Origin of the sequence: Nibribacter koreensis (genome assembly GCF_039541795.1) — a bacterium.
Classification (GTDB): Bacteria; Bacteroidota; Bacteroidia; order Cytophagales; family Hymenobacteraceae; genus Nibribacter; species Nibribacter koreensis.
The window spans coordinates 49,829-70,617 of record NZ_BAABGX010000001.1 but is presented as its reverse complement, the minus strand read 5'-3'; the positions used below and the strand labels follow the sequence as shown (position 1 = coordinate 70,617).

General features: G+C 50.5%; 17 protein-coding genes. 8 read left to right on the top strand and 9 right to left on the bottom strand.

All coding sequences use genetic code 11. The features are described 5' to 3' along the window. Positions 1-6: 6 nt before the first annotated feature. Complete coding sequence (locus tag ABD880_RS00275; RefSeq protein ID WP_345161148.1) at positions 7-1,287, bottom strand: porin; 1,281 nt, start codon at positions 1,285-1,287, stop codon at positions 7-9. 336 nt (positions 1,288-1,623) lie between these two features. Here ABD880_RS00275 and ABD880_RS00270 point away from each other — a divergent pair, with 336 nt between their 5' ends. From ABD880_RS00270 to ABD880_RS00255, 4 genes are all read left to right on the top strand, one after another. After that, complete coding sequence (locus ABD880_RS00270; protein ID WP_345161146.1) at positions 1,624-2,955, top strand: leucine-rich repeat-containing protein kinase family protein; 1,332 nt, start codon at positions 1,624-1,626, stop codon at positions 2,953-2,955. A 115-nt stretch (positions 2,956-3,070) separates the two neighbouring features. Next, positions 3,071-4,303, top strand: coding sequence for a serine hydrolase domain-containing protein (locus ABD880_RS00265; protein WP_345161144.1), 1,233 nt, complete (start codon positions 3,071-3,073; stop codon positions 4,301-4,303). 206 nt (positions 4,304-4,509) lie between these two features. Beyond that, positions 4,510-7,752 carry a S41 family peptidase gene (locus tag ABD880_RS00260; RefSeq protein ID WP_345161142.1) on the top strand — a complete coding sequence of 1,081 codons (3,243 nt, stop codon included), beginning with the start codon at positions 4,510-4,512 and terminating at the stop codon, positions 7,750-7,752. Between the two features lie 113 nt (positions 7,753-7,865). Next, positions 7,866-8,411, top strand: coding sequence for an RNA 2'-phosphotransferase (locus ABD880_RS00255; RefSeq protein WP_345161140.1), 546 nt, complete (start codon positions 7,866-7,868; stop codon positions 8,409-8,411). 47 nt (positions 8,412-8,458) lie between these two features. Here ABD880_RS00255 and ABD880_RS00250 read toward each other — a convergent pair whose 3' ends face one another. Next, entirely contained in the window at positions 8,459-8,602 is a 144-nt protein-coding gene (locus tag ABD880_RS00250) for a hypothetical protein (RefSeq protein ID WP_345161138.1), read from the bottom strand. Between the two features lie 112 nt (positions 8,603-8,714). Between ABD880_RS00250 and ABD880_RS00245 the strand changes: the two genes are divergently transcribed. After that, positions 8,715-9,296: a DUF2306 domain-containing protein gene (locus ABD880_RS00245; RefSeq protein WP_345161136.1), complete on the top strand. Its 582-nt coding sequence runs from the start codon at positions 8,715-8,717 to the stop codon at positions 9,294-9,296. On the opposite strand, the gene ABD880_RS00240 is transcribed toward ABD880_RS00245, so the two are convergent. From ABD880_RS00240 to yjjX, 7 genes are all read right to left on the bottom strand, one after another. After that, complete coding sequence (locus ABD880_RS00240; protein ID WP_345161134.1) at positions 9,265-10,512, bottom strand: hypothetical protein; 1,248 nt, start codon at positions 10,510-10,512, stop codon at positions 9,265-9,267. The two genes, ABD880_RS00245 and ABD880_RS00240, sit on opposite strands and share 32 nt — an antisense overlap. 6 nt (positions 10,513-10,518) lie before the next feature. Continuing rightward, on the bottom strand, positions 10,519-11,706 hold the full coding sequence (locus ABD880_RS00235; protein ID WP_345161132.1) for a hypothetical protein: 1,188 nt from the start codon (positions 11,704-11,706) through the stop codon (positions 10,519-10,521). 67 nt (positions 11,707-11,773) lie between these two features. Next, positions 11,774-12,964: an NRAMP family divalent metal transporter gene (locus tag ABD880_RS00230; RefSeq protein WP_345161130.1), complete on the bottom strand. Its 1,191-nt coding sequence runs from the start codon at positions 12,962-12,964 to the stop codon at positions 11,774-11,776. Next, the gene (pxpA, locus tag ABD880_RS00225) at positions 12,961-13,734 is read right to left on the bottom strand and encodes a 5-oxoprolinase subunit PxpA (protein WP_345161128.1); all 774 of its coding nucleotides are present in this window, start codon (positions 13,732-13,734) and stop codon (positions 12,961-12,963) included. Before pxpA ends, ABD880_RS00230 begins: the two co-directional genes overlap by 4 nt. Then, positions 13,731-14,738: a 5-oxoprolinase subunit C family protein gene (locus tag ABD880_RS00220; protein WP_345161126.1), complete on the bottom strand. Its 1,008-nt coding sequence runs from the start codon at positions 14,736-14,738 to the stop codon at positions 13,731-13,733. The genes pxpA and ABD880_RS00220 overlap by 4 nt, the downstream gene beginning before the upstream one ends. Next, positions 14,728-15,471 (bottom strand): 5-oxoprolinase subunit PxpB, encoded by a 744-nt coding sequence (pxpB, locus tag ABD880_RS00215; RefSeq protein ID WP_345161124.1) that lies wholly within the window; start codon positions 15,469-15,471, stop codon positions 14,728-14,730. The genes ABD880_RS00220 and pxpB overlap by 11 nt, the downstream gene beginning before the upstream one ends. Positions 15,472-15,556: 85 nt before the next feature. Then, positions 15,557-16,120 (bottom strand): inosine/xanthosine triphosphatase, encoded by a 564-nt coding sequence (yjjX, locus tag ABD880_RS00210; RefSeq protein WP_345161122.1) that lies wholly within the window; start codon positions 16,118-16,120, stop codon positions 15,557-15,559. Positions 16,121-16,263: 143 nt separating this feature from the next. On the opposite strand from yjjX, the gene ABD880_RS00205 reads away from it, so the two are divergent. From ABD880_RS00205 to ABD880_RS00195, 3 genes are all read left to right on the top strand, one after another. Beyond that, complete coding sequence (locus tag ABD880_RS00205; protein ID WP_345161120.1) at positions 16,264-18,867, top strand: M1 family metallopeptidase; 2,604 nt, start codon at positions 16,264-16,266, stop codon at positions 18,865-18,867. Between the two features lie 623 nt (positions 18,868-19,490). Continuing rightward, positions 19,491-20,312, top strand: coding sequence for a Cof-type HAD-IIB family hydrolase (locus ABD880_RS00200; protein ID WP_345161118.1), 822 nt, complete (start codon positions 19,491-19,493; stop codon positions 20,310-20,312). Between the two features lie 236 nt (positions 20,313-20,548). Next, positions 20,549-20,770, top strand: a complete 222-nt coding sequence (locus tag ABD880_RS00195; RefSeq protein ID WP_345161116.1) for a VF530 family protein — start codon at positions 20,549-20,551, stop codon at positions 20,768-20,770. Positions 20,771-20,789: the final 19 nt, after the last annotated feature.

The following is a 20,789-nucleotide window of genomic DNA, read 5'->3' as shown; positions in this document are numbered from 1 at the left end:
GTACGCTTAAAAATTAAATTGAGCTTGTAACCGCAGTAATTGTCCGTGCTGGCGGTTGTTGAGGGCCTTACCATCTTTGGTGGTTCTGTCTGTGATGGTGTACTGGGCCGCCAGCTCAAAATTCCTGATGGGCTGCCACTCCACGCCTACCTCGGTCTCATACACTTTGCTAAAGCGGGCGTCCGTCTCGGCTTTCTTACCGCCTTCATAGAACTGGGCCTTTACAAACGGGATGAACGTATTGTCTCCTACTTCTAGCGCATACATGGCCTGTGCGTAGCCGCCGCTTAAAGACTTGGTTTGGATGGTCATGGTCTCAGGGTCAAACTCGGGGCCCTTGCCCATGTTGTATTCTGCCTGAAAACCAAAAGGCTGTGGATATAACACGATGCTGGCCCCAACGCGTCTATCGTCAAAATTGCCGCCTTTCACCGTATTACTGCTCAGTTGATCTGCGGTTACAGTGTACACACCCGTATAGGCCTGGATGCCGGGCTCCAAAATCTGCCCGTTTTTAAAGGCGAAGGGATATGACACGCGGGCCACAATATGCTGGTTGTTGTTGGCTTCAGCGCGGTTGGCCGTCTGACCATTGTAAATTCCCAAGCCGAACACGCCATAGTCACCAGAGCCTTTCATGCGGCTGTTGGCCAACTCACTAAATCTTTTCCTGATGTGGTCTGGCGCCCAGTAGAACATCACGCCCAAGTCACGCTCATTAGGCACTGAGCTGTTGAAGCCGTCATTACGGTCTTGCGTAAGGCGATTCTGGCTGGATTGCATGTTCTCAAAACCGTAAGGCACTTTGCTCTGCCCAACGCGCAGTCTGTATTCTTTTTTCTTGTCCAAAGACAGGTCAAAGTAGGCGTCTCTCAATTGAACAAAGTGTTGCGATGAGCTACCAGACGGAGTAGAGGCAAAGTCTGGCTGAATGTAAATATAGACGCGCTCATGCACGTTGCCGCTAAATACCAGACGGGCCCTTCTAATCAGGAAACCACCTTTGTCTCCCACAGATTTATCGTAGTCGGTCTTGAGCTCTGGATTGGTTTCTAAGAGGCGGTTGTACCGTATCTGCACATAGCCGCGCAGCGAGATTTTGTCATACCATTTGCTTTCCTTCTTCTCTTCCTGAGCCGGGGCGGAGGTAGTATTCAATTGAATAGAATCTACAGAAGTGGTGGTGGTTTGCGCAAGCAAATCTTGGTTACTCAATGTTACCAAAGACGCAGCACCTACAACAAGCACTACTTTCTTTGTCAAAAACTTAGTTATGGGTGAGAACATAACAGGTGGTTTTAGGTCAGAAATAAATTAGCATCTACAACGGTAGTCAACCGTTAAGGATGTAGAGCCACAGCAAAAAAAGGTACTGTGGTATTTGGCAGCGACGGCGTCTCCATTGCTTATCTGGTAAATCTATTTTTACGCTACAAAGGTATTTTGAACAAATGGCCATTTTGTGATGGCACTGTTATGTTTATGTTACGCCAATGTTAAGAATACAGTAACCCTGTATGATCTCTGCTTTTGGCCTATTTTCCGGAAAACAGGCCAAAAACGACTGGGCAGCTTCAAGAGGAACAAAATCCTGCTGCGTACCTTTGGGTTTATTCTCATGCTATGCACACCCTTGAGCAATTACAAAGCGGCGCGTTAACCGGCACCAGCCACTTAAAACTTTCCTGCGGTCTCACCCATTTCCCCAGGGAGATTCTAACCTTGGCAGATACGCTGGAAGTATTAGATCTGTCGGGTAACCAGCTCTCGGATTTGCCAGAGGAGGTTGCCCGGTTGACCCGCCTCAAAGTTGTCTTTTTATCCAACAACCCGTTCACAGAATTCCCAGCGGTACTAGGCAAGTGCTCCGCTTTGGAGATGATTGGGTTTAAGGCCTGTCAACTGGAAACCGTTCCAGAAAACGCCATCCCTATCTCCTGCCGCTGGCTTATCCTCACAGACAATAAAATAACACGCCTACCCGCTTCTATTGGCAACTGCACGCATCTGCAAAAGCTAATGCTGGCCGGGAACCAACTGGAGGCCTTACCAGCAGCGCTCGCCAACTGCCACAACCTGGAACTAATCCGCATCTCAGCAAACCAATTAACAACACTTCCAGAGTGGCTTTTCTCCCTACCTAAATTGGCTTGGCTGGCCTTCGCCGGCAATCCTTGCAGCTCAGGGCATGCTTCTATAGCTCAGCACAAGATTCCTACTACATCCTGGAAAGACTTAGGAATAGAGAATCAATTAGGCGAAGGCGCTTCGGGCATGATCTACAAAGCGAAGGTGAAAACAGGAACCAACGCCTGCCTTCCAACAGAAGTGGCCGTGAAAATCTTTAAAGGCGCCATCACCAGCGACGGCCTTCCGGCGGATGAAATAAAGGCTTGCCTGGTGGCGGGCGCGCACCCTAATCTAGTGGAAACGGTAAGCGTGCTCACCCATCATCCAGACCAGAAGCAGGGATTGGTCATGGGCTTGATTCCAGGCGGGTACAGCAACTTGGGAGGTCCGCCCAGCTTTGCCACCATTACCAGAGACACCTTTCCGGCAGAAACCACCTTCACGCTGGAGCAAGTCCTAACCATTGTGAAAGGCATTGCTTCGGTTGCCAAACACCTACATTCAAAAGGCGTTTTGCACGGCGATTTGTACGCCCACAACACCTTGGTGAATGAGCAAGGCAATCCGCTGTTCGGGGACTTTGGCGCGGCTACGGTGTATGACGTAAAGAATGAAGAGCTTGGCAAGGCATTAGAGAAGCTTGAGGTGCGGGCCTTTGGCTGTTTGCTGGAAGATTTGCTGCCCTTTGTAACTTTTGACGCCCCGGCGCGACAAAAGACCAGAGAGGATTTGCTGTTACTGCAAGCAGACTGCCTACACCCAGTGGCTTCTAATAGGCCATCTTTTCTTGAGATAGAAAGCAGGTTGGCTGGCTTGGAAAGGTAGTTGCCGTTTTTAGGCTGTTTCCGGTGAATCAGGCCAAAAACGACGGCGCCCTATTTATGAGTAGCCTCCTTGTTCTTTACCTGAAATCAAAACCAGTCCCCTAATCCTATTTCGCTTGAAATTCACTCATTTTATCCGCCGCACCTCTACATTAGTCGTTCTTCTATTAGTAGGCTTTCATTCAGTTGGGCAGCCCGCGTCGCATCAGGCGCTCACGCAATCATTGGAGAAGCTACACAAATCCTCAGGCTTTGTGGGTTGGGCCGTGGCGGTAGTAGATAAGGACAAGGTTTTATACCAACAGGCCTTTGGCTTTGCCGATCTGGAGCAGAAAAAGCCCTATACCACGGGCACGGTGCAGAACATTGCCTCAGTGAGTAAAACCGTGATTGGGGTGGCTTTGATGAAGGCGGTAGAATTAGGCTATTTTACGCTAGACACGCCCATCCATGACATTCTACCCTGGCCAGTCGCTAATCCCAATAACTCCACTCCCATTCTGGTAAAACATTTGGCCACCCACACCTCTGGCATTTTGGATAGAGAAGAAGTCTATGGAAAAATCTTCACGCTTACGCAGTTCTCAGACCCCAAATCACCGCTGTACAAATGGATGCAAAAAGAAGCGGTACTAGCTAACCGGACTGACACGACTTTGGCTTCCTTCCTGAAAGGTTACTTCACTCAAAACGGGCAGTATTACAGCACTAAAAACTTCGGGCATACGGCGCCCGGCACGACGTATGCTTACTCCAACATCGGCTCTGCGTTGGCGGCCTATTTGGTTGAAGTGAAAGCAGGGATGTCTTTTTCTGATTTCTGCGATACGCATATTTTCCAGCCTTTGGGCATGAGGCAGACCGATTGGTTCTTGAACCCTGAGCTAGCCCAAGCCAGTAGCAAAAACTACAGCTTTCAAAAGAAGGCTTACCCCTTGTACAGCGAGATTACCTATCCAGACGGAAGCCTGCGTACCAACATTCAAGACTTATCCAGGTTTCTGCAAGAGATGATAAAAGGACACCAAGGGCAGTCTTCTTTAATACCGGCATCTCAGTTTGCCACGCTGTTCCAAAAGCAGTTTTCAGAGGATAATCTGCCTGCCGGCCTTAAGGCCTCTGAGCCTAACAGCGGCATCTTTTGGGTGCACCGTAAGAACGGGCAGATAGGCCATACCGGCGGTGACCTGGGCGTGACCACTTTGCTCTATTTTGACCCTGCTACGGGCCTGGGCAAAATCTTCATGTCCAACACCGAACTAGACATTCCAAGCACCGGAAAAGTAAACCAGAAACTAGCCGAACACATGGCCGCCATCTGGAAAGCCTTGGACACTGTGAAACCATAGGGTAGGTCAAATGAGTTTGTAGCGTCAAGCAGACCCTGTAAGCGCCGGTGCCTTTATCCGTTTTTGGCTTGTTTTCTGGAAACCAGGCCAAAAACGCACTAAAAAGCCTTGTTCCGTTGTAAGATGAAAGAGCGAAAGTCTACTAATCTTGCTACTAAGTCAGTAACTTACTGCCACAAATCCAGTTCTCCCTAATTCAACATACTATGCTAAAGAAACTTCTGTGCTCGGCGTTGCTGGCGGGGTCCAGTATAGCCGCTTCGGCGCAAGGCACCCCGTCGTGGTTGCGCTACCCTTCCATCTCGCCAGACGGCCAGACCATTGTCTTCACCTACAAAGGCGACCTGTACAAAGTTGCGGCAGGCGGCGGCACGGCCATGCCCCTCACCCAGCACGAGGCCCACGACTTCATGCCCGTATGGAGCCATGACGGCAAGTCTATTGTGTTCGCCTCAGACCGCTTCGGGAATTTTGACGTGTTCAAGATGTCCATCACCGGCGGCGAGGCCCAGCGCCTGACGTTCCATTCGTCTAATGAGTATCCGTATGATTTCTCTCCGGATGACAAGACGGTCTATTTTGGGTCCACGCGCATGGACGCAGCCAGCAACCGCATGTTCTCTACCTTCGCGCTGCCAGAGCTGTACAAAGTTGCCGTAACCGGTGGACGTGTGACCCAGGTCTTGACTACACCCGCTGAGGACGTGAAAGTGAGCAAAGACGGCAACGTACTGCTTTACCATGACAAGAAAGGCGGCGAAAACCAATGGCGCAAGCACCAGGTGTCTGCCATTGCCCGCGATCTGTGGATGTATGATGCCAAAGCCAACAAGCACACAAAACTGACCAACCATGTAGGCGAAGACCGCAATCCCGTCTTTGCTGACAATGAGAAAAGCATCTACTACCTGAGTGAGGCCAGCGGCACCTTCAACGTGCACAAGATGGCAGCCGGCACGCCAAACGCCGCCTCTACGCAGGTCACCAAATTCAGCAAGCACCCGGTGCGTTTCCTGAGCGCGTCCAACAACGGCGTGCTGTGCTTCAGCTTTGACGGCGAACTCTATACCAAACAACCCAACGGCGAGCCGCAGAAGTTAACCGTGATTATCGCCACCGATGCCAAGGCCAACAACGAGCGCATTGTGAACGTGGGTGGCGGCGTGAGCGGCATGGCGGTATCACCCAACGGCAAAGAAGTGGCCTACATCTACCGAGGGGAGGTGTTCGTATCCTCAGTAGAAGGGGGCGTGACCAAGCGCATCACCAACACCCCTGAGCAGGAGCGCAGTGTGAGCTTCTCTCCAGACGGGAAGTCTTTGCTGTACGCCACCGAGCGCGGCAAGGGCTGGAAGATTTATCAGACCCAGATGGTGCGCTCAGAGGAGCCGTATTTCTACGCCTCTACCCTACTCCGCGAGACGCCCATCATCAACAATGACAAAGAGAACTATCAACCAGAGTTTTCGCCGGATGGCAAAGAGATTGCCTTCGTGGAGGACCGCATGACCCTCAAGGTGTACAACCTGGCCAGCAAACAGGTGCGCACCCTGCTCACCACCAATGAGCTGTTCTCTATGTCAGACAACGACCAGTATTTTACCTGGAGCCCAGACAGCAAGTGGTTGTCGTTTGAGTTCTCAGAGCCGGGTTTCGCCAACGGCGAAGTGGGCCTGATTGCCGCTGATGGTTCTGGCAAGAAAATCAACCTGACGGAGAGCGGTTACCAGGATTTTGCCCCGAAGTGGATGCAGGGAGGCAAGATGCTCATCTGGGCCAGCACCCGCGAAGGCATGCGCGCCCAGGCCAACAGCGGCGGCGCCCAAAGCGACGTGTTCGCCATGTTCCTAACCCAGGATGCGTATGACAAATTCAGGCTGAGCAAAGAAGACTACGCCCTGGTGAAAGAAGCAGAGGACAAGGCCGCCAAGGAGAAGGAAAAAGCCAAAGAAAACGAGAAAGACAAAAAGAAGAAAAAGGAAGAAGACAAAGGCATGACCATTGACTGGGAAGGCCTGAAAACCCGCAAAGCCCGCCTCACGCTTCACTCTTCTCAATTAGGTGATGCTGTGGTTTCAAAAGACGGCGAGACGTTGTATTACCTGGCCCGTTTTGAGAAAGGCTATAATCTGTGGTCTACCAACTTGCGCACCAAAGAAACCAAGATGCTGGTACCTTTGAACGCCAACCGCGCCTCACTGGCCTGGGACAAGGAGATGAAAAACATGTTCCTGCTGTCCGACGGTAAAATCGTAAAGCTGGATCCGGCCACGGCCAAACAAGAAGCAGTTGCCATCAACGGCGAGATGAACCTGAACGTAGCCGCTGAGCGCGAGTTCATGTTTGACCACGTTTGGCGCCGCACGCAGAAGACCTTCTACACCGCCGGTTTCCACGGGGCCAAATGGGCCGAGCTGAAGCCTGACTATGAGAAGTACCTGCCGCACATCAGCAACAATTATGAGTTCTCAGAAATGCTGAGCGAATTGCTGGGCGAGTTGAACGTGTCGCACTCGGGGGCCAGCTTCTCCAACGTACCCGTGAACGCAGACGCTACTGCTTCTTTGGGTATTTTCATGGACCAGACCTATAACGGCAACGGCATCAAGATTGACGAGGTCATCGCTGAAGGACCTTTGAGCAAGGCTGGCATGAACATTAAGCCGGGTACCATCCTTGAGAAGATTGACGGCGAGGCCATCACGCCAGAAAAAGACTACGCGCAGTATCTGAACCGCAAGGCCGGCAAGAACACGCTCATCACTGTGTATGACCCAGGCACTAAAAACCGTCGTGATATTACCGTGAAACCCATCTCTGGCGGCGAGGAAAACACCCTGCTTTACAAGCGCTGGGTGCGCCGCAACGCCGAGGAGGTGGACCGCCTGAGCAACGGTCAACTGGGCTACGTGCACATACCGGGCATGAACGACCCAAGCTACCGCACCGTCTATGAAGAAGTGATGGGTAAGTATGCCAACCGCAAAGCCATGGTGGTAGACACCCGCAACAACGGCGGCGGTGACTTGGTGGCAGACCTGGCCATGTTCCTGAGCGGCAAATTGTTCCTTACCTACACCACTGACAACCGGGTGACTGGCGTAGAACCGTCGTTTAGATGGAACAAACCGAGCATTGCCCTGGCCAACGAAGCCAACTACTCAGACGGCCACTGCTTCGCGTTCAGTTACCAGGATTTGAAACTGGGTAAGTTGGTGGGCATGCCGGTACCGGGCACCTGTACGTTTGCGGGTTGGGAGTCTCTGCAGGACAACAGCCTGCGCTGGGGCGTACCACCGCTGGGCGTAAAAGACGTGCAAGGCCGCTACCTGGAGAACCTGCAAACCGAGCCAGACGTGAAAGTGATGAACGAGTTTGAGCTGGTAGCCAAAGGCAAAGACCAACAACTAGAAGCTGCCGTGCAGGAGTTGTTGAAGGAAGTGAAATAGACACAAGACGCAGGACATAAGACGTAAGACTCTCATGTTGTTGATAGAAAAGGCCTGGGAGATTTCTCAGGCCTTTTTGTTTATGTCAGTTTTAAACAGCAATTTCAAAAGTGATGAAAGAAAGAGACTTGAGCAAACTGTTGAGCTTAGCCCTAAGACACCAGCCTGAGACGCTAAACCTTAGCTTAGACCCAGAAGGCTGGGCAGCAGTGCCGCAACTATTGGCTAATCTGCAGGCAAAAGGACTAGTTGTGGATATGCTTTTCTTGGAGCAGGTAGTAGCCAACAACGACAAAAAACGATTCGCCTTCAACGCTGACCGCACCAGAATAAGAGCCAACCAAGGCCATTCATTGCCAATTGATTTAGGCTTAACTCCTGCTTCACCTCCAGACACGCTCTATCATGGCACTGCTGAAAAATGGCTTCCCGCTATCTTAAAAGAAGGCCTCCAGAAGCAGTCCAGACAACACGTTCATCTTTCTTCTGATAGAGAGACAGCTATAAAAGTAGGTCAACGCCATGGCAAGCCTGTAGTTCTTCAAGTGGCCAGTGGCCTCATGCATCGGCAGGGAATCCTTTTCTATCAATCTGAGAATGGGGTGTGGTTGACAGAATATGTAGCTCCTGATTATTTAAAGGAAATTGAAAAGATATAGACAACTTGATTTTAGCCTACTTCCCAGAAAACAGGCCAAAAACGATCTTACGCAAACAACTGCGGCAACTGCTGGACCAAGGTATACCCGCCCATGTACGCCATCATCACTACCGCCACCAAGTCCAGAAATGCCAGCCAGAGCGCATGCTTGTAACTCTCAGGCCCAATGCCTTGATTTGGAATTAGCAACTTTTCATTTTTGATACTACCTTATGGCTTTGTTGAATGTGCCTGTGTGACTATCCTGTACAAAACCTTACAGATCCTACTGTTACTCCTAGGATTGTTCTTCGTCGTTTTAATGGCAAGAATCACCTGGCCGTACCTGTCCTTTAAGTATGATGTAGACTTCTTGTTAACCAAGCAATCCATTCTACATATAGTCAGCTGGCGGATAGCCTTTTATACCCATATCACCTCAAGCCTGCTAGTATTAGTTACAGGGCTTTTTCAGTTTGTGAGGCATTTGCTTCTACACTACCCTGCTGTACACAAGTGGGCAGGGAGAATATATGTGGCCGCTATTTTATTGGTAAGCGCTCCTTCTGGTTTGGTTATGGCCTTCTATGCCAGCGGTGGCTTCTGGGCCAAACTCTCCTTCGGGATTATCTCAGTGCTATGGTGGTACTTTACATGGCAAGGGTACAGAAAAGCAGTTACCAAAGATATACCCTCCCACCAAGCCTTTATGTACCGTAGTTACGCGCTTACGCTGTCTGCCATTACTTTGAGAACCTTGGCATGGCTTCTTCCTTTCTTTTCACACATACATCATTTGCATGGCCGTGAGATGTACGTCTGGATTGCGTGGCTAAGCTGGATTCCTAACCTGCTGATAGCCGAATGGCTGATTAAAAGACGGCGCTTGCCGTTACCTGCGTAGAATCAATTGGAGCGACTGGAGCTTTGGCAGGAACAATCTTCCCATCAGGTAGAATCTCAAACCTACGCTCCCCTACTTTCTCCGTCTTCACAAGAAAATTGTCAAAATCATCTTTCTGATAGGGCTTCTTCCAGAAGCGCGTATGGTCAGTTACCGTGAAGGTGTTATGTTGAAAGCTTGCCGTAGATAAATGTTCTCCTGCCTGGGTAGCCACAATTTCAGAGCCGATGAGTTGACCTTTTCTGGTGTAAGTGACCAGACGGTAATAGATGTGACGCATATTCACAGGGCTTGCCAATGCAGAAGAATCAATGGCGTATACAACAGCCTGCACGTTGTCATTTATCTTGATTTTGCGCTTAAAATTGTACGCATACCACTCCTTGGGCTGTTGGTGTTTCTCCTGTAGAAAGAGACCATAATGATTTCTTATATCTTGAGCACCGTCATAATCCTCAGGCATTTCTGACTCTTGGTAATTGAATGCCGCCACTTCTTGCTTGTCTATCTCAAAAACAGAGGCGCTGTCTTTGATAGAAGACAACAGATTTTGAAAATTGTCCTCACTTCTAACAAAAGAGGCCAACTCTTCTTCTGGAAGAAAGTATAACATAAGGCTCTTATACCGCTCAGAGGTGGGAATAAGCTTTAAACGCTCATCTTTCGATAACCTTTCTTTTAGGTTGACCATAGAGAAACCAAGTTCTTGCAGTTCAGACAAAGTCTCTCCAAAGGCATACTCTTGTTTCAGAAGGACCAAGGTCAGGTACTCATAGGCAGTGGCCTCATCTGGCTTCTCAAACAAGAATTCTGTGATGTTGCCATGGCGAGCAAGGGAGAAGGTATGTTTTTGTAAAATGAGCTGGTACAATTGTAGCAATTCCTCCGGTCTGTCAGCCTTCACTAATAAACCAGCCAACCTTTTATAGTAGTCCAAAGCAGGTTGTAGGGTAATAGCCCTTTTTACATAATAAATGGCTCTTTCAAGATTACTTTCTTCCACCTCAGTGGCTTTCTCTAGGTAAGAAAGCGTCATTTCCTGGTTAAAGTCAAGGTGCTCACTTTTGAACCTGTACACAGAGTCTGCTTGGTAGATACTGCTTGCCCTTAGTACAGGCACCTGCTTGACCACGGTCTGCACTTCTGGCTTGGATGTACATTGAGCCAAAGAAAAACCAAACCCCGCCAAGACTAAAATTCTTACAATTGATTTCATAGAACGTTAGTTTTTAGAGGCTATGATTTTGGTGTCTTTGTAATTGGCAGGAACCTCTTCTGCTACAATCTCTCCGGTGTCTGTCAGGCGGTACGTGGCGGTGGCCAGAGGCTCGTATTTAAGAACAGAGTTTTCTTCAAAACTCACCTTGTCTATGGGTTGTTTCCAGATGCGTTTAAAGTCTTCTAAAGTGATGAGGTTGTTCTCAATTTTCCCTTTTTTCACTTTCTCAGCAGAGCACTGGCAACTGAACAGTAGAGAGGCTATTTGTTTTCTGGTGCTATTGAAGGTGACCAACTTGGTAAGCACCGGTTGCATGTCTTCTTCATAAAAGCTCACCGAAGAATAGAGGAGCGCTGTGTATTGGGGTGTTTCCGCCACTTTGGCCACGAAGAAGAAGTCATGAGAGACATCACGTCCAAAGCTGGTGTTCTGCATCTCTGGTATAAACTTGGCAAAATCATAGCTAACGGCCTGGTTGTACGCCTTCATGTCTACCTTATCCAAAGGAATCTCAAAAGGCTGAGAGGCTGGCTTAAAGGACTTCAGGAACAGTGCGTACTGGTTGTCTGGTAGGCGCTCCTCCTGACTCATGCGCAGATAGCCTAAGCGTTTCTGAAACTCAGGAGAATTATATACAAGTTTCAAGGATGGGTTTTTAAAGAGCAGAAGCGTATCTGAAAAACCATTTTCAAAAGCTCTGTATAGCTCACTGTACGCATTACCCCGGTACTCATTCTGTTGCTTCTCCTGCTCTATTTTAGCATAGGCAGTAGCTTTGGCGAAGTTGATGTTGGCCTTGGGCTGAAACTGTAGATGGTCGGCCACCTCATAGGCTTTGATGGCCTCATGGGTCCAGAGCTGTGACTCTACAATGGCGTTACCCAATTCATAATACGTTTTGGCGTCTGGGAAAACCCGGATGGATTTCTTTAGCAGTTCTACCGCTTGGGTTGGGTTCTTCTTATTGATGAACTGGTCCATGCCTTGCAAAAACAATTGGCGGCTCAGGTTCTTCACAGAGTCAATCTCCAGTTCCTGCGCATCAAAAATGACGTCATACACCAGCTCTTTGTCATAGAAGTTATCTTCATCTAGTTGCAGGAGCTTTACTTTTGCCACATAGTTTTTCTGTGGCTGGCCGCACATGGTGCACAATACCAACAGCAATAGAAGCTGGAGTTTGGTTTTCATGGAAACAGAGACAAGTAGATATGAATCTTTCTGAAAAGATATGGAGGAAATCTTTATTTACAAGAGGTTACGCAAACAACTGCTGCAACTGCTGGACCAAGGTATACCCGCCCATATACGCCATCATCAGCACCGCCACAACACCCAGAATGGCAAGCCAAAGCGGGTGTTTGTAAGTGCCAATGATGTTGAACCTGTACGCGGCAATTAAGATGGTAGCCAGCGTGATGGGCAGGATCAAGCCATTCAAGGAGCCAGCTAAAATCAATAGTTGCACTGGTTTACCAATCAGGACAAAGATGATGGTAGAAATGGCGATGAACCCGATGATGAACCACTTTTCATTAGCGGCAATACGGGGGTGGAAGGACTTTAGGAAAGAGACCGAGGTGTAGGCAGAGCCCACAATGGACGTAACTGCCGCAGCCAGCATCACCAACCCGAACAGCTTGTACCCCACCGCCCCGGCGGCCAGTTGAAACACCGAGGCCGGCGGATTTGCTTCATCCAAGACCAAGCCTTTGCTCACTACGCCCAAAGTGGCCAGAAACAGAAATACCCTTATAATGGAAGCCACAGTAATCCCAGAAACGGCGCTGGCATTCACGCTGGGCAAAGCGGCCTCGCCCCGTATGCCGGCATCCAGCAAGCGATGCCCACCGGCGAAGGTGATGTATCCGCCCACGGTACCGCCCACCAGCGTAATGATGGCCATCAGGTCTAATTGGTCGGGCAGGACGGTTTTCACGACGGCCTCCCTTAATGGCGGTGCAGACACCACGGCCACGTAAATAATGAGTATAATCATGAGCAGGCCCATGATTTGAGCGAAACGGTCCATGACTTTGCCGGCTTCGCGCACCAGGAAAATCACGATGGCAATGGCCGCCGCAATAACGGCTCCGGTCTCTGGCGTTAAGCCTAACAGCACTTGAAAGCCCAGCCCGGCCCCGCCCACGTTGCCAATGTTAAAGGCAAATCCGCCCAAGACAATCAAGAGGGAAATGAACACGCCCAGACCGGGTAGCACGAGGTTGGCAATTTCTTGGGCACGCTTCTCTGACACGGCAATCACGCGCCAGACATTCAACTGCACCACAATGTCCAGGAGAATAGACACCAGAATCACAAACCCGAAACTGGCGCCCAGCTTCTGCGTGAACACGGTGGTCTGCGTCAAAAAGCCCGGACCTACCGCCGAGGTAGCCATCAGGAAGGCCGCCCCTAGCAGAACACTCCAGTTTTTGGTTGATTTCATACGGTGTCCATGGCTTTGAGCGTGATGCCTTCTTGCGTAAGTGTTTGGTGTAAAATCCGAGCAAATTCCAGCGCATGGGCCCCGTCGCCGTGTACACAGATGGTATCTGCCTGAATCTGCACGTCTGTGCCCTGCTGGGACCGCACCTTCCCTTCTTGGACCATGCGCAGAACTTGCGCTACCGCCTCGTGCTGGTCTATGATTAAGGCATGGGGTTGCTTGCGCGACGTCAAGGTACCATCCGCTTGGTAGGTTCTGTCCGCGAAGACTTCCTGGGCTACGGTCAACCCAAGTTTTTGTCCGGCTGTGATAAGCTCGCTTCCGGCCAAGCCATACAAAATGGAATTGGGGTGTACATGATAAACAGCCTCGGCAATGGCTTGGGCTAAACCTGCATTCACCGCCGCCATATTGTACAAGGCGCCGTGTGGTTTTACATGGTGCAATTGTCCGCCTTGGGCCTGGACAAACGCAGAAAGCGCGCCTATCTGGTAGACTACCATGTCATACACTTCCTCGGGGGTGGCGGCCATCTCTCTCCGGCCAAAGCCTACCAAGTCTGGAAAGCCTGGATGCGCACCAATGGCTACGCTATTAGCCAAAGCCAACCGTACCGTTTTCTTCATGACTGATGGGTCGCCGGCATGAAACCCGCAGGCAATGTTGGCGGACGTGACAAAGGGCAGAATGGCCTCATCGTTGCCAAGGTGGTAGGCGCCAAAGCTTTCGCCGAGGTCACAGTTTACATCTACCGTCAAAGAAGTATTCATGCCTTGAATGTAAGGGATAAAGTTTGCTTTAGCTTCTCCAGGTTCCGCTCTTGTTTTATGTACATGTATTGCGCCTCTTCCAAAATCACTACCTGGAACTGGAGAAATTGGCCTGGCATTGTTTGCGCCAACTTGGAGAGGTCAGCCGTGATGACCTGCGCAATTCTGGGGTAGCCGCCCGTGGTCTGGTGGTCGGCCAAGAGCACGATGGGGTTTCCGTTGGAGGGTACCTGTACCGTCCCAAAAGTCACCGCCGTGGACAGCAACTCTTGCGGTTTCTGCAATTCTAACGTAGCTCCTTCCAGTTGAAACCCCATTCTATCTGATTGCGGCGTTATCTGAAAAGGGGCCTGCCAAAAAGAGGCCTTGCTTTCGGGCGTAAACCAGTCATACTCCGGCCCGCGCACCGCCCGTATGGTGGGGTTATGGGAATACGCTGGCAGTACCTCAGGCGATGGTGTCCAGGAACTTGCAGCGAAAGATTTACCAGCTAGTCTGCCTTCTAACTTCTGCAAGAAGGAAAGCATTTCTGGTGAAACCGCATTCGTCTCCAGTTCAACGCCAACGGCAAGCGCTTTCCCGTGCCAGCCTCCGAAACCGGCTTTCAAGTAAGTAGAGGCGCTTCCCAGGATGGGCTCCACCGCAATACCACCGGCCACACACAGATAAGCCCTGCCCCCAGTTTTAGGAGCACCAAACGAGAGCCTGGCCCCTTTCTTGACCAAGACCGGCCGCCACAGCGGAATGGGCTCCCCGTCAATTTTAGGGGAAAGGTCTACACCCGTGACAGCGATCACATGGTCCTGCGTGAACGAAAGGACAGGTCCCAGCAAGGACATTTCCAGCGAAGCCGTATTCTCTGGGTTGCCCACCAAAAGGTTGCCTATCCTGAGGGCCAGCGCATCCATGGCGCCGCTCACAATCACCCCTTCTTTCTGGTGCCCATTCCGGCCCAGGTCCTGCACTGTGGTCAGCAGGCCCGGCTTCTCTATCTTAAGCCCCATGTTGCTCCGCTTGTAAAGAATGGAATTCCTCTTGACTTATGGACACAAACTGCACGTAATCACCCATTTGCAACAGGCTGGGGTTTTCTCTGTTGGCGTCAAACAGTTGAAGAGGCGTTCTACCTATCAACTGCCAGCCGCCCGGGGTCTGCATGGGGTACACGCCCGTCTGCTGGCCCGCTATCCCCACCGACCCAGCAGGAATCACTGGCCGGGGCGTGGACTTTCTAGGCGCGGCCAAACGGGCATTCAATCCGCCCAGATACGGAAAGCCGGGCGCGAAGCCTATCATGTAGACCAGGTACTTCGGCTTTGCATGGAGGGCAATGACCTCCTCTACGGTCAGGTCTGAGTGCTCAGTTACAAAAGGTAAATCCGGCCCGAAATCACCTCCGTAACACACCGGAATCTCTTGGATGATTTTCTTTTTGTTGCGGGAAGCGCTTATTCCTTTTTCCAGCATGTCTTCCACCAGAGTAACCACGGTTTCATACGGGTTGACCTTCCCTTTCAGGCTGGTGAGCCATGGGTTGTAATAAATGGTCACCGAGGTGTAGGCCGGCACCTGCTCCACAAATCCATAAAACGGATGCGCCTCCACGTACTCCGCAAACGCCCGCACCTGTCTATGAATCTCACTAGAAATCCCTTCGCCAAACTGCACCACCAACGCACTGTCCCCCAGCGGGAAAAGCTGAATATGCGAGGTGTCTGTTGCTGAAGTTCTGGACATGGAAGAAGGTTAAAATGGATGGCCGTTTTTGCCTTGTTTTCTGGAAATTGGGCCAAAACGAAGTCAAGGTAATTACCTTTATACGCTAGGCATTAGACGACTGAGTCCTATACAGCTCTCTATTCTTATGCGGCACCAATGCCAGGATGACCGCCTGTTCATAGAGTTGTTTTCTATCCAGCACTTCATCCGTCAAGATGCCGATGGCGCCACCTTTCTGCTTGGAGTTGATGCGGGAGAAAATCTGGTCGTTAGCTTTTCCTAATTCCAAGCCTTGTTCTACCAATTCTTGCACTGCTTTTGGTAAGAAGAACGTGCCGGAGCGGGCTTTGCCCACCAAATCCTCGGTTTGAATGACGACCCACGCATAGGTGGCCAGTTCTCCCTGCAGATAATCCACGCCACCCTCAATGCCTACCCAGGCATCAGCCTCGGGGTGGGCTTCTTTGGCATTCTGCACGCGGTTGAGCGCGCCGGTGAGCGTCTCTGCATCGGTCATGGGTTGGTCTGCCACGCCAGAGGGCACCGTCACGGAAACCGTTTCTATGGTGGTGTGCGGGAGCATCTGCTGCAAACCGCCCAACACTGCGCTTACCTTCACTGGATTGCCAGAGGCGACTACTACTTTCAAGGTTGGTTTATCAAACATGCTATGCGTATCAGGAAATGAGCACCCGTTTTTGGCTTGTTTTCTGGAAATCAAGCCAAAAACGCATCTAATGTGCATGCCTTTGCTAGGGCCTCAGGGAATTAGACAGGAATTCGCCTATTCCTTTGTAGCTTTAGCATGGCATGAAACATAAATATATCAAAACCCTCTCAAACGGCCTGTTACTTCTCACCGCGGTGGCCTCCCTTTCTTGCAGTCCATCCAAATTGGGCCCAGCTTCTCCGGCAGTCGCCGTAGAGGCCGGTGTCTCTAAAAAGCTAGCCGAACACCGGCGCTCCGTCCTGCAAAACCTGGGCTATTCTCTGCACCTCAACATTCCGGCGCAGAAGCAAGCACTCATCCAGGCCAGTGAGAAAATCAGCTTCGTGCTGAAGGACAACGACCAGCCCCTGCAACTGGATTTCAAGGAAAAGTCCGACCATCTGAAAAGCGTCAAGGTAAACGGCAAACCAGTGCCCGTAAGTATTGCAAAAGAGCACATTGTCCTTCCGGCTAAATCCTTGAAAGTTGGTGCCAACGTGGTGGAGATTGACTTCATTGCCGGAGATTTGTCTCTGAACAGAAACGAAGACTACCTGTACACGCTCTTGGTGCCCGACCGCGCCCGGACCGTTTTCCCCTGCTTCGACCAACCCAACCTGAAGGCGACGTTTGAACTGACCTTGACCCTGCCCAAAGACTGGAAGGCCTTGGCCAACGGCGCTCTGCAAGATTCTACGGTGACGGCCAATGACAAGACCTATCGGTTCCAAAAATCAGACACCATCAGTACCTACCTGTTCTCATTTGCCGCCGGAAAATTCCAGCACGTGAGCCAAGCGGTAAAGGGCCGCACCATGCACTTTCTGCACCGCGAAACCGACCAAAAGAAATTGAAATTAAGCTTGGAGCCTATCTTCCAGATTCACGGCGATGCGCTGGCCTTTATGGAAGACTACACCCAGATAAAATACCCCTTCCAGAAATTTGATTTCGTGGCCATCCCAGACTTCCAGTACGGTGGCATGGAGCACGTGGGCGCCATCCAATACAAAGCCTCTACCCTGTTCCTGGACGAAGGCGCTACGCAGGACCAGAAAATTGCCCGCTCTAGCTTGATTTCGCATGAGACGGCGCACATGTGGTTCGGGGATTTGGTGACCATGGAGTGGTTCAATGACGTCTGGATGAAAGAAGTCTTCGCCAATTTCATGGCCGATAAAATCACACAGGTAGCCGTGGCCAACTCCAATTATGACCTCAAGTTTTTAACCGACCATTTCCCGGCGGCCTACGGCATTGACCGGACGGCGGGTGCCAACCCCATCCGGCAAAACTTGGAGAACTTGCAGGACGCGGGCTCCATGTACGGCAACATCATTTATCACAAGGCCCCCATCATGATGCGCCAACTGGAGCGCCTCATGGGCGAAGAGCCGTTCAAGCAAGGTCTGCGCCAGTACTTGAAAACGTACGCCAACGGCAACGCCACTTGGCCAGAGCTCATCCAGATTCTAGACGCGCTTACTCCGCAAGATTTGCAAGCCTGGAACCAGGTGTGGGTGAATGAGCCCGGCCGCCCAGTCTTTGACTATGACCTGAAGACCGCCAACGGCACCATCTCTGAACTGCGCATCTCGCAGAAAGGCGAAGATGGCTCGGCCCGCGTCTGGCCCCAGTTTTTTGAAGTAGCCCTGGTGTATCCTAACCGCGTGGAGCAAGTGACTGTAAACGCCAACCAGGCACAAGTGACCGTGCTAGGTGCCGTGGGCAAAGTCGCGCCTTTGTATGTGCTTTTCAATAGCACGGGTCAGGGCTATGGCGTGTTTCCGGTAGATGCCAAACTGCTGGGTTCTATGTATAGTTTGAAGAGCCCGGTTGAGAGAGCCTCGGCGTACATTAACCTGTATGAGAACATGCTCAACGGCAGGTCGGTGACGCCGCGCCAACTGCTGGACGCCTATAGAAAAGGCTTGGCGCAGGAGCCTGAAGAACTGAACCTGAAACTGATGACCGGCCAACTAAGTGACATCTACTGGCGATTATTATCTGCCGCAGACAGAAACAAACTGGCCCCAGAACTGGAGAAAGAGTTGGTTCATGCGGTGCAGAAACAGGCCAAGCCTAACTTCAAGAAACTGCTGTTTAAAACCTACCAGAGCATTGCCCTGACCAAAGAAGCGCAACAGCAACTCTACCAAATCTGGAAAGAGGAACAAGCCCCCGAGGGCGCCAAACTCACCGAGGACGACTACACCTCTTTGGCCTTGGCCCTGGCCGTGCGCGACTACCCCAACAGCGCTGAGATTTTGCAACAGCAGATGAGCCGCATCCCCAATCCAGACCGTAAACAGCGCATGCAGTTCTTGCTTCCTGCCTTGTCTGGTGACGTGAAAGTGCGCGATGCCTTCTTTGCTTCTTTGAAGAATCCAGAGAACCGTGAGAAAGAGTCCTGGGTCTTGTCAGCGTTGGGTTACTTGCACCATCCCCTGCGCACTGCCACCTCAGAGAAATACCTGGCTGAGAGCCTGAACCTGCTCACCGAGATTCAACAGACCGGTGACATCTTCTTCCCTTATAGCTGGCTATCGACAACTTTCGGGTCTTATGGCACCACGTCTGCCGCCAATACCGTGCGCTCGTTTTTAGCTCAGAATCCAGATTACAATCCAAAACTGAAAGCCAAGATTCTCCAAGCCGCCGATGGTTTATTTAGGGCTGAGAAGTTGTTGCAAACGGCTAAATAAATTAAGATTGACGATGACAAGTAATTTCGTTTTTGGCCTGATTACAGGAAAACAGGCCAAAAATGAGTCAACGTCAGTTCTTTCTCACTGAGGGAGAAGGTTAGGATTAGGGAGTTGGATTTATAATAATTATCAAGCAGTCTCCTCAGTCTTTCAGGGTACAGACGAAAAGAAAACACTAGATAGTGATGAGCTATTTTTACAATTACCTGTTTTATAACCTGCTTCTGTTTACCAATTGGGTAAAAACTAAGAGGACACCAGAGTTCTCTGCTCTAATGTTTTTATCATTTCTGTGTTTTATCGACGCAGTTAGTGTGTACAGCTACCTCAAAGTCAGATTCTTTCCAGAGATACATTTAGAGACTCCTCTCAATGGGATTCTATTGTTGGCGGCTTTTGTGTTGGGCAACTATTTATATTTCATAAAAAATGGCAGATACCTTAAGATAGTTGAAAAGCTGGGGAGCGAATCAAAAGCTAAGAAACAATGGGGCACCCTCTTAACAATTTGCTTTGTGGGGATTACAATTTACTGCTTCTACCTTTTTGGAAATCAGGCGCGTGACCTGAACATTTTAAAAAAGAATGGGCTATAGAATCTGCTTTATTACCTTTGCCTTATGATTTTGAAAGCCTTCTGCACAGACATTGATGGCACCCTTTTGAACAAAGACCGTCAGTTATCTCCTAAAACCATTGCCACTATACAGCGCTTGCCCAAAGATTTCCCGGTGGTTCTGGCCTCCAGCCGAATGCCCAGCGCTATGTACCATTTGCAGAAGGAATTGGGCGTGCACCCATCATCGCTCATCTGCTACAACGGAGGCTATGTCTTGCATTATGCAGATGGCGCTCACACGCCCGAGGTGCTGGAGACTGTGATGATACCGGTGTCCATTTGCCAGCCTATTCTGGAAATGACTCAGGGCACGCAGGTGCACATGAGCTTGTACCAAGAGGATTTCTGGTACGCCCCGCAAATGGACCAGTGGACCGAGCGCGAAGAGAAAATCACCAAAGCCAAGGCCATCCTGCAACACCCCGCCCAAGTGCTGGAAAACTGGCAACAAGCCGACACCGGCGCGCACAAAATCATGCTCATGGGTCCTGAAGAAGAGATTCATGCCTTAGAGCAAGCCTTAAATAAGCAGTTTGGCGAAGAGATTCACATCTACCGTTCCAAAGACACGTACCTGGAACTGGCGCCCAAAGCCATTTCCAAAGCCTCGGGTCTGGAGTTAATCCTGCAGAAACACAACATCCAGCTGTCTGAGGTGATTGCCTTCGGGGACAATTACAATGACATTCACATGCTGCAGGAAGTGGGACTGGGCATTGCCGTGGCCAACGCCCGCGATGAGGTAAAAGCTGTGGCCAATGAAGTCACCTTGAAAAGCATTGAAGATGGCGTGGCCGTGGCCGTAGAGAAATACTGCCTGTAACATATTCATATCCGTTTTCGGGCTGTTTTCCGGAAAACAGCCCGAAAACGGCATCTCTCCCTTCCCTTCTCAATTAAATCCTGTAGTCCGCGCAAATGTTGGTACCTTTGCGTCTTGCTTCAGTGCGCATCAAAATCTTGAATTGTTGAGTACAGACTAGAAAGCTTCTATTCAAGAAGGTTACCACTGGTCTTGCCTTGGAGCAATTGTCACAAACATTATCATAGAAGAAGCGCGTGGAAACACAGAAGAACAATCCCCTTCACGGAAAAACCCTGGAAACCATTCTAGCTCAACTAGTAGAGTATTACGGTTGGGAGAAGCTGGGCGAACGCATCAGGATTAACTGCTTTGTCAGCGACCCCAGCATCCAATCCAGCCTCAAGTTTCTCCGCAAGACGCCCTGGGCTCGTACAAAGGTGGAATACCTGTACGTAAAAACCTTCGGCGGTAAGTAAAGAGGAGTCACCCGCGCAA

What these genes read in the sequence shown, in the direction of transcription:
- ABD880_RS00230 (WP_345161130.1), bottom strand. Translation starts at nt 12,964, where the DNA reads ATGAAATCAACCAAAAACTGGAGTGTTCTGCTAGGGGCGGCCTTCCTG.
- ABD880_RS00245 (WP_345161136.1), top strand. Translation starts at nt 8,715, where the DNA reads ATGGCAAGAATCACCTGGCCGTACCTGTCCTTTAAGTATGATGTAGAC.
- ABD880_RS00260 (WP_345161142.1), top strand. Translation starts at nt 4,510, where the DNA reads ATGCTAAAGAAACTTCTGTGCTCGGCGTTGCTGGCGGGGTCCAGTATA.
- ABD880_RS00275 (WP_345161148.1), bottom strand. Translation starts at nt 1,287, where the DNA reads ATGTTCTCACCCATAACTAAGTTTTTGACAAAGAAAGTAGTGCTTGTT.
- ABD880_RS00255 (WP_345161140.1), top strand. Translation starts at nt 7,866, where the DNA reads ATGAAAGAAAGAGACTTGAGCAAACTGTTGAGCTTAGCCCTAAGACAC.
- pxpA (WP_345161128.1), bottom strand. Translation starts at nt 13,734, where the DNA reads ATGAATACTTCTTTGACGGTAGATGTAAACTGTGACCTCGGCGAAAGC.
- ABD880_RS00270 (WP_345161146.1), top strand. Translation starts at nt 1,624, where the DNA reads ATGCACACCCTTGAGCAATTACAAAGCGGCGCGTTAACCGGCACCAGC.
- pxpB (WP_345161124.1), bottom strand. Translation starts at nt 15,471, where the DNA reads ATGTCCAGAACTTCAGCAACAGACACCTCGCATATTCAGCTTTTCCCG.
- ABD880_RS00205 (WP_345161120.1), top strand. Translation starts at nt 16,264, where the DNA reads ATGAAACATAAATATATCAAAACCCTCTCAAACGGCCTGTTACTTCTC.
- ABD880_RS00240 (WP_345161134.1), bottom strand. Translation starts at nt 10,512, where the DNA reads ATGAAATCAATTGTAAGAATTTTAGTCTTGGCGGGGTTTGGTTTTTCT.
- yjjX (WP_345161122.1), bottom strand. Translation starts at nt 16,120, where the DNA reads ATGTTTGATAAACCAACCTTGAAAGTAGTAGTCGCCTCTGGCAATCCA.
- ABD880_RS00235 (WP_345161132.1), bottom strand. Translation starts at nt 11,706, where the DNA reads ATGAAAACCAAACTCCAGCTTCTATTGCTGTTGGTATTGTGCACCATG.
- ABD880_RS00200 (WP_345161118.1), top strand. Translation starts at nt 19,491, where the DNA reads ATGATTTTGAAAGCCTTCTGCACAGACATTGATGGCACCCTTTTGAAC.
- ABD880_RS00220 (WP_345161126.1), bottom strand. Translation starts at nt 14,738, where the DNA reads ATGGGGCTTAAGATAGAGAAGCCGGGCCTGCTGACCACAGTGCAGGAC.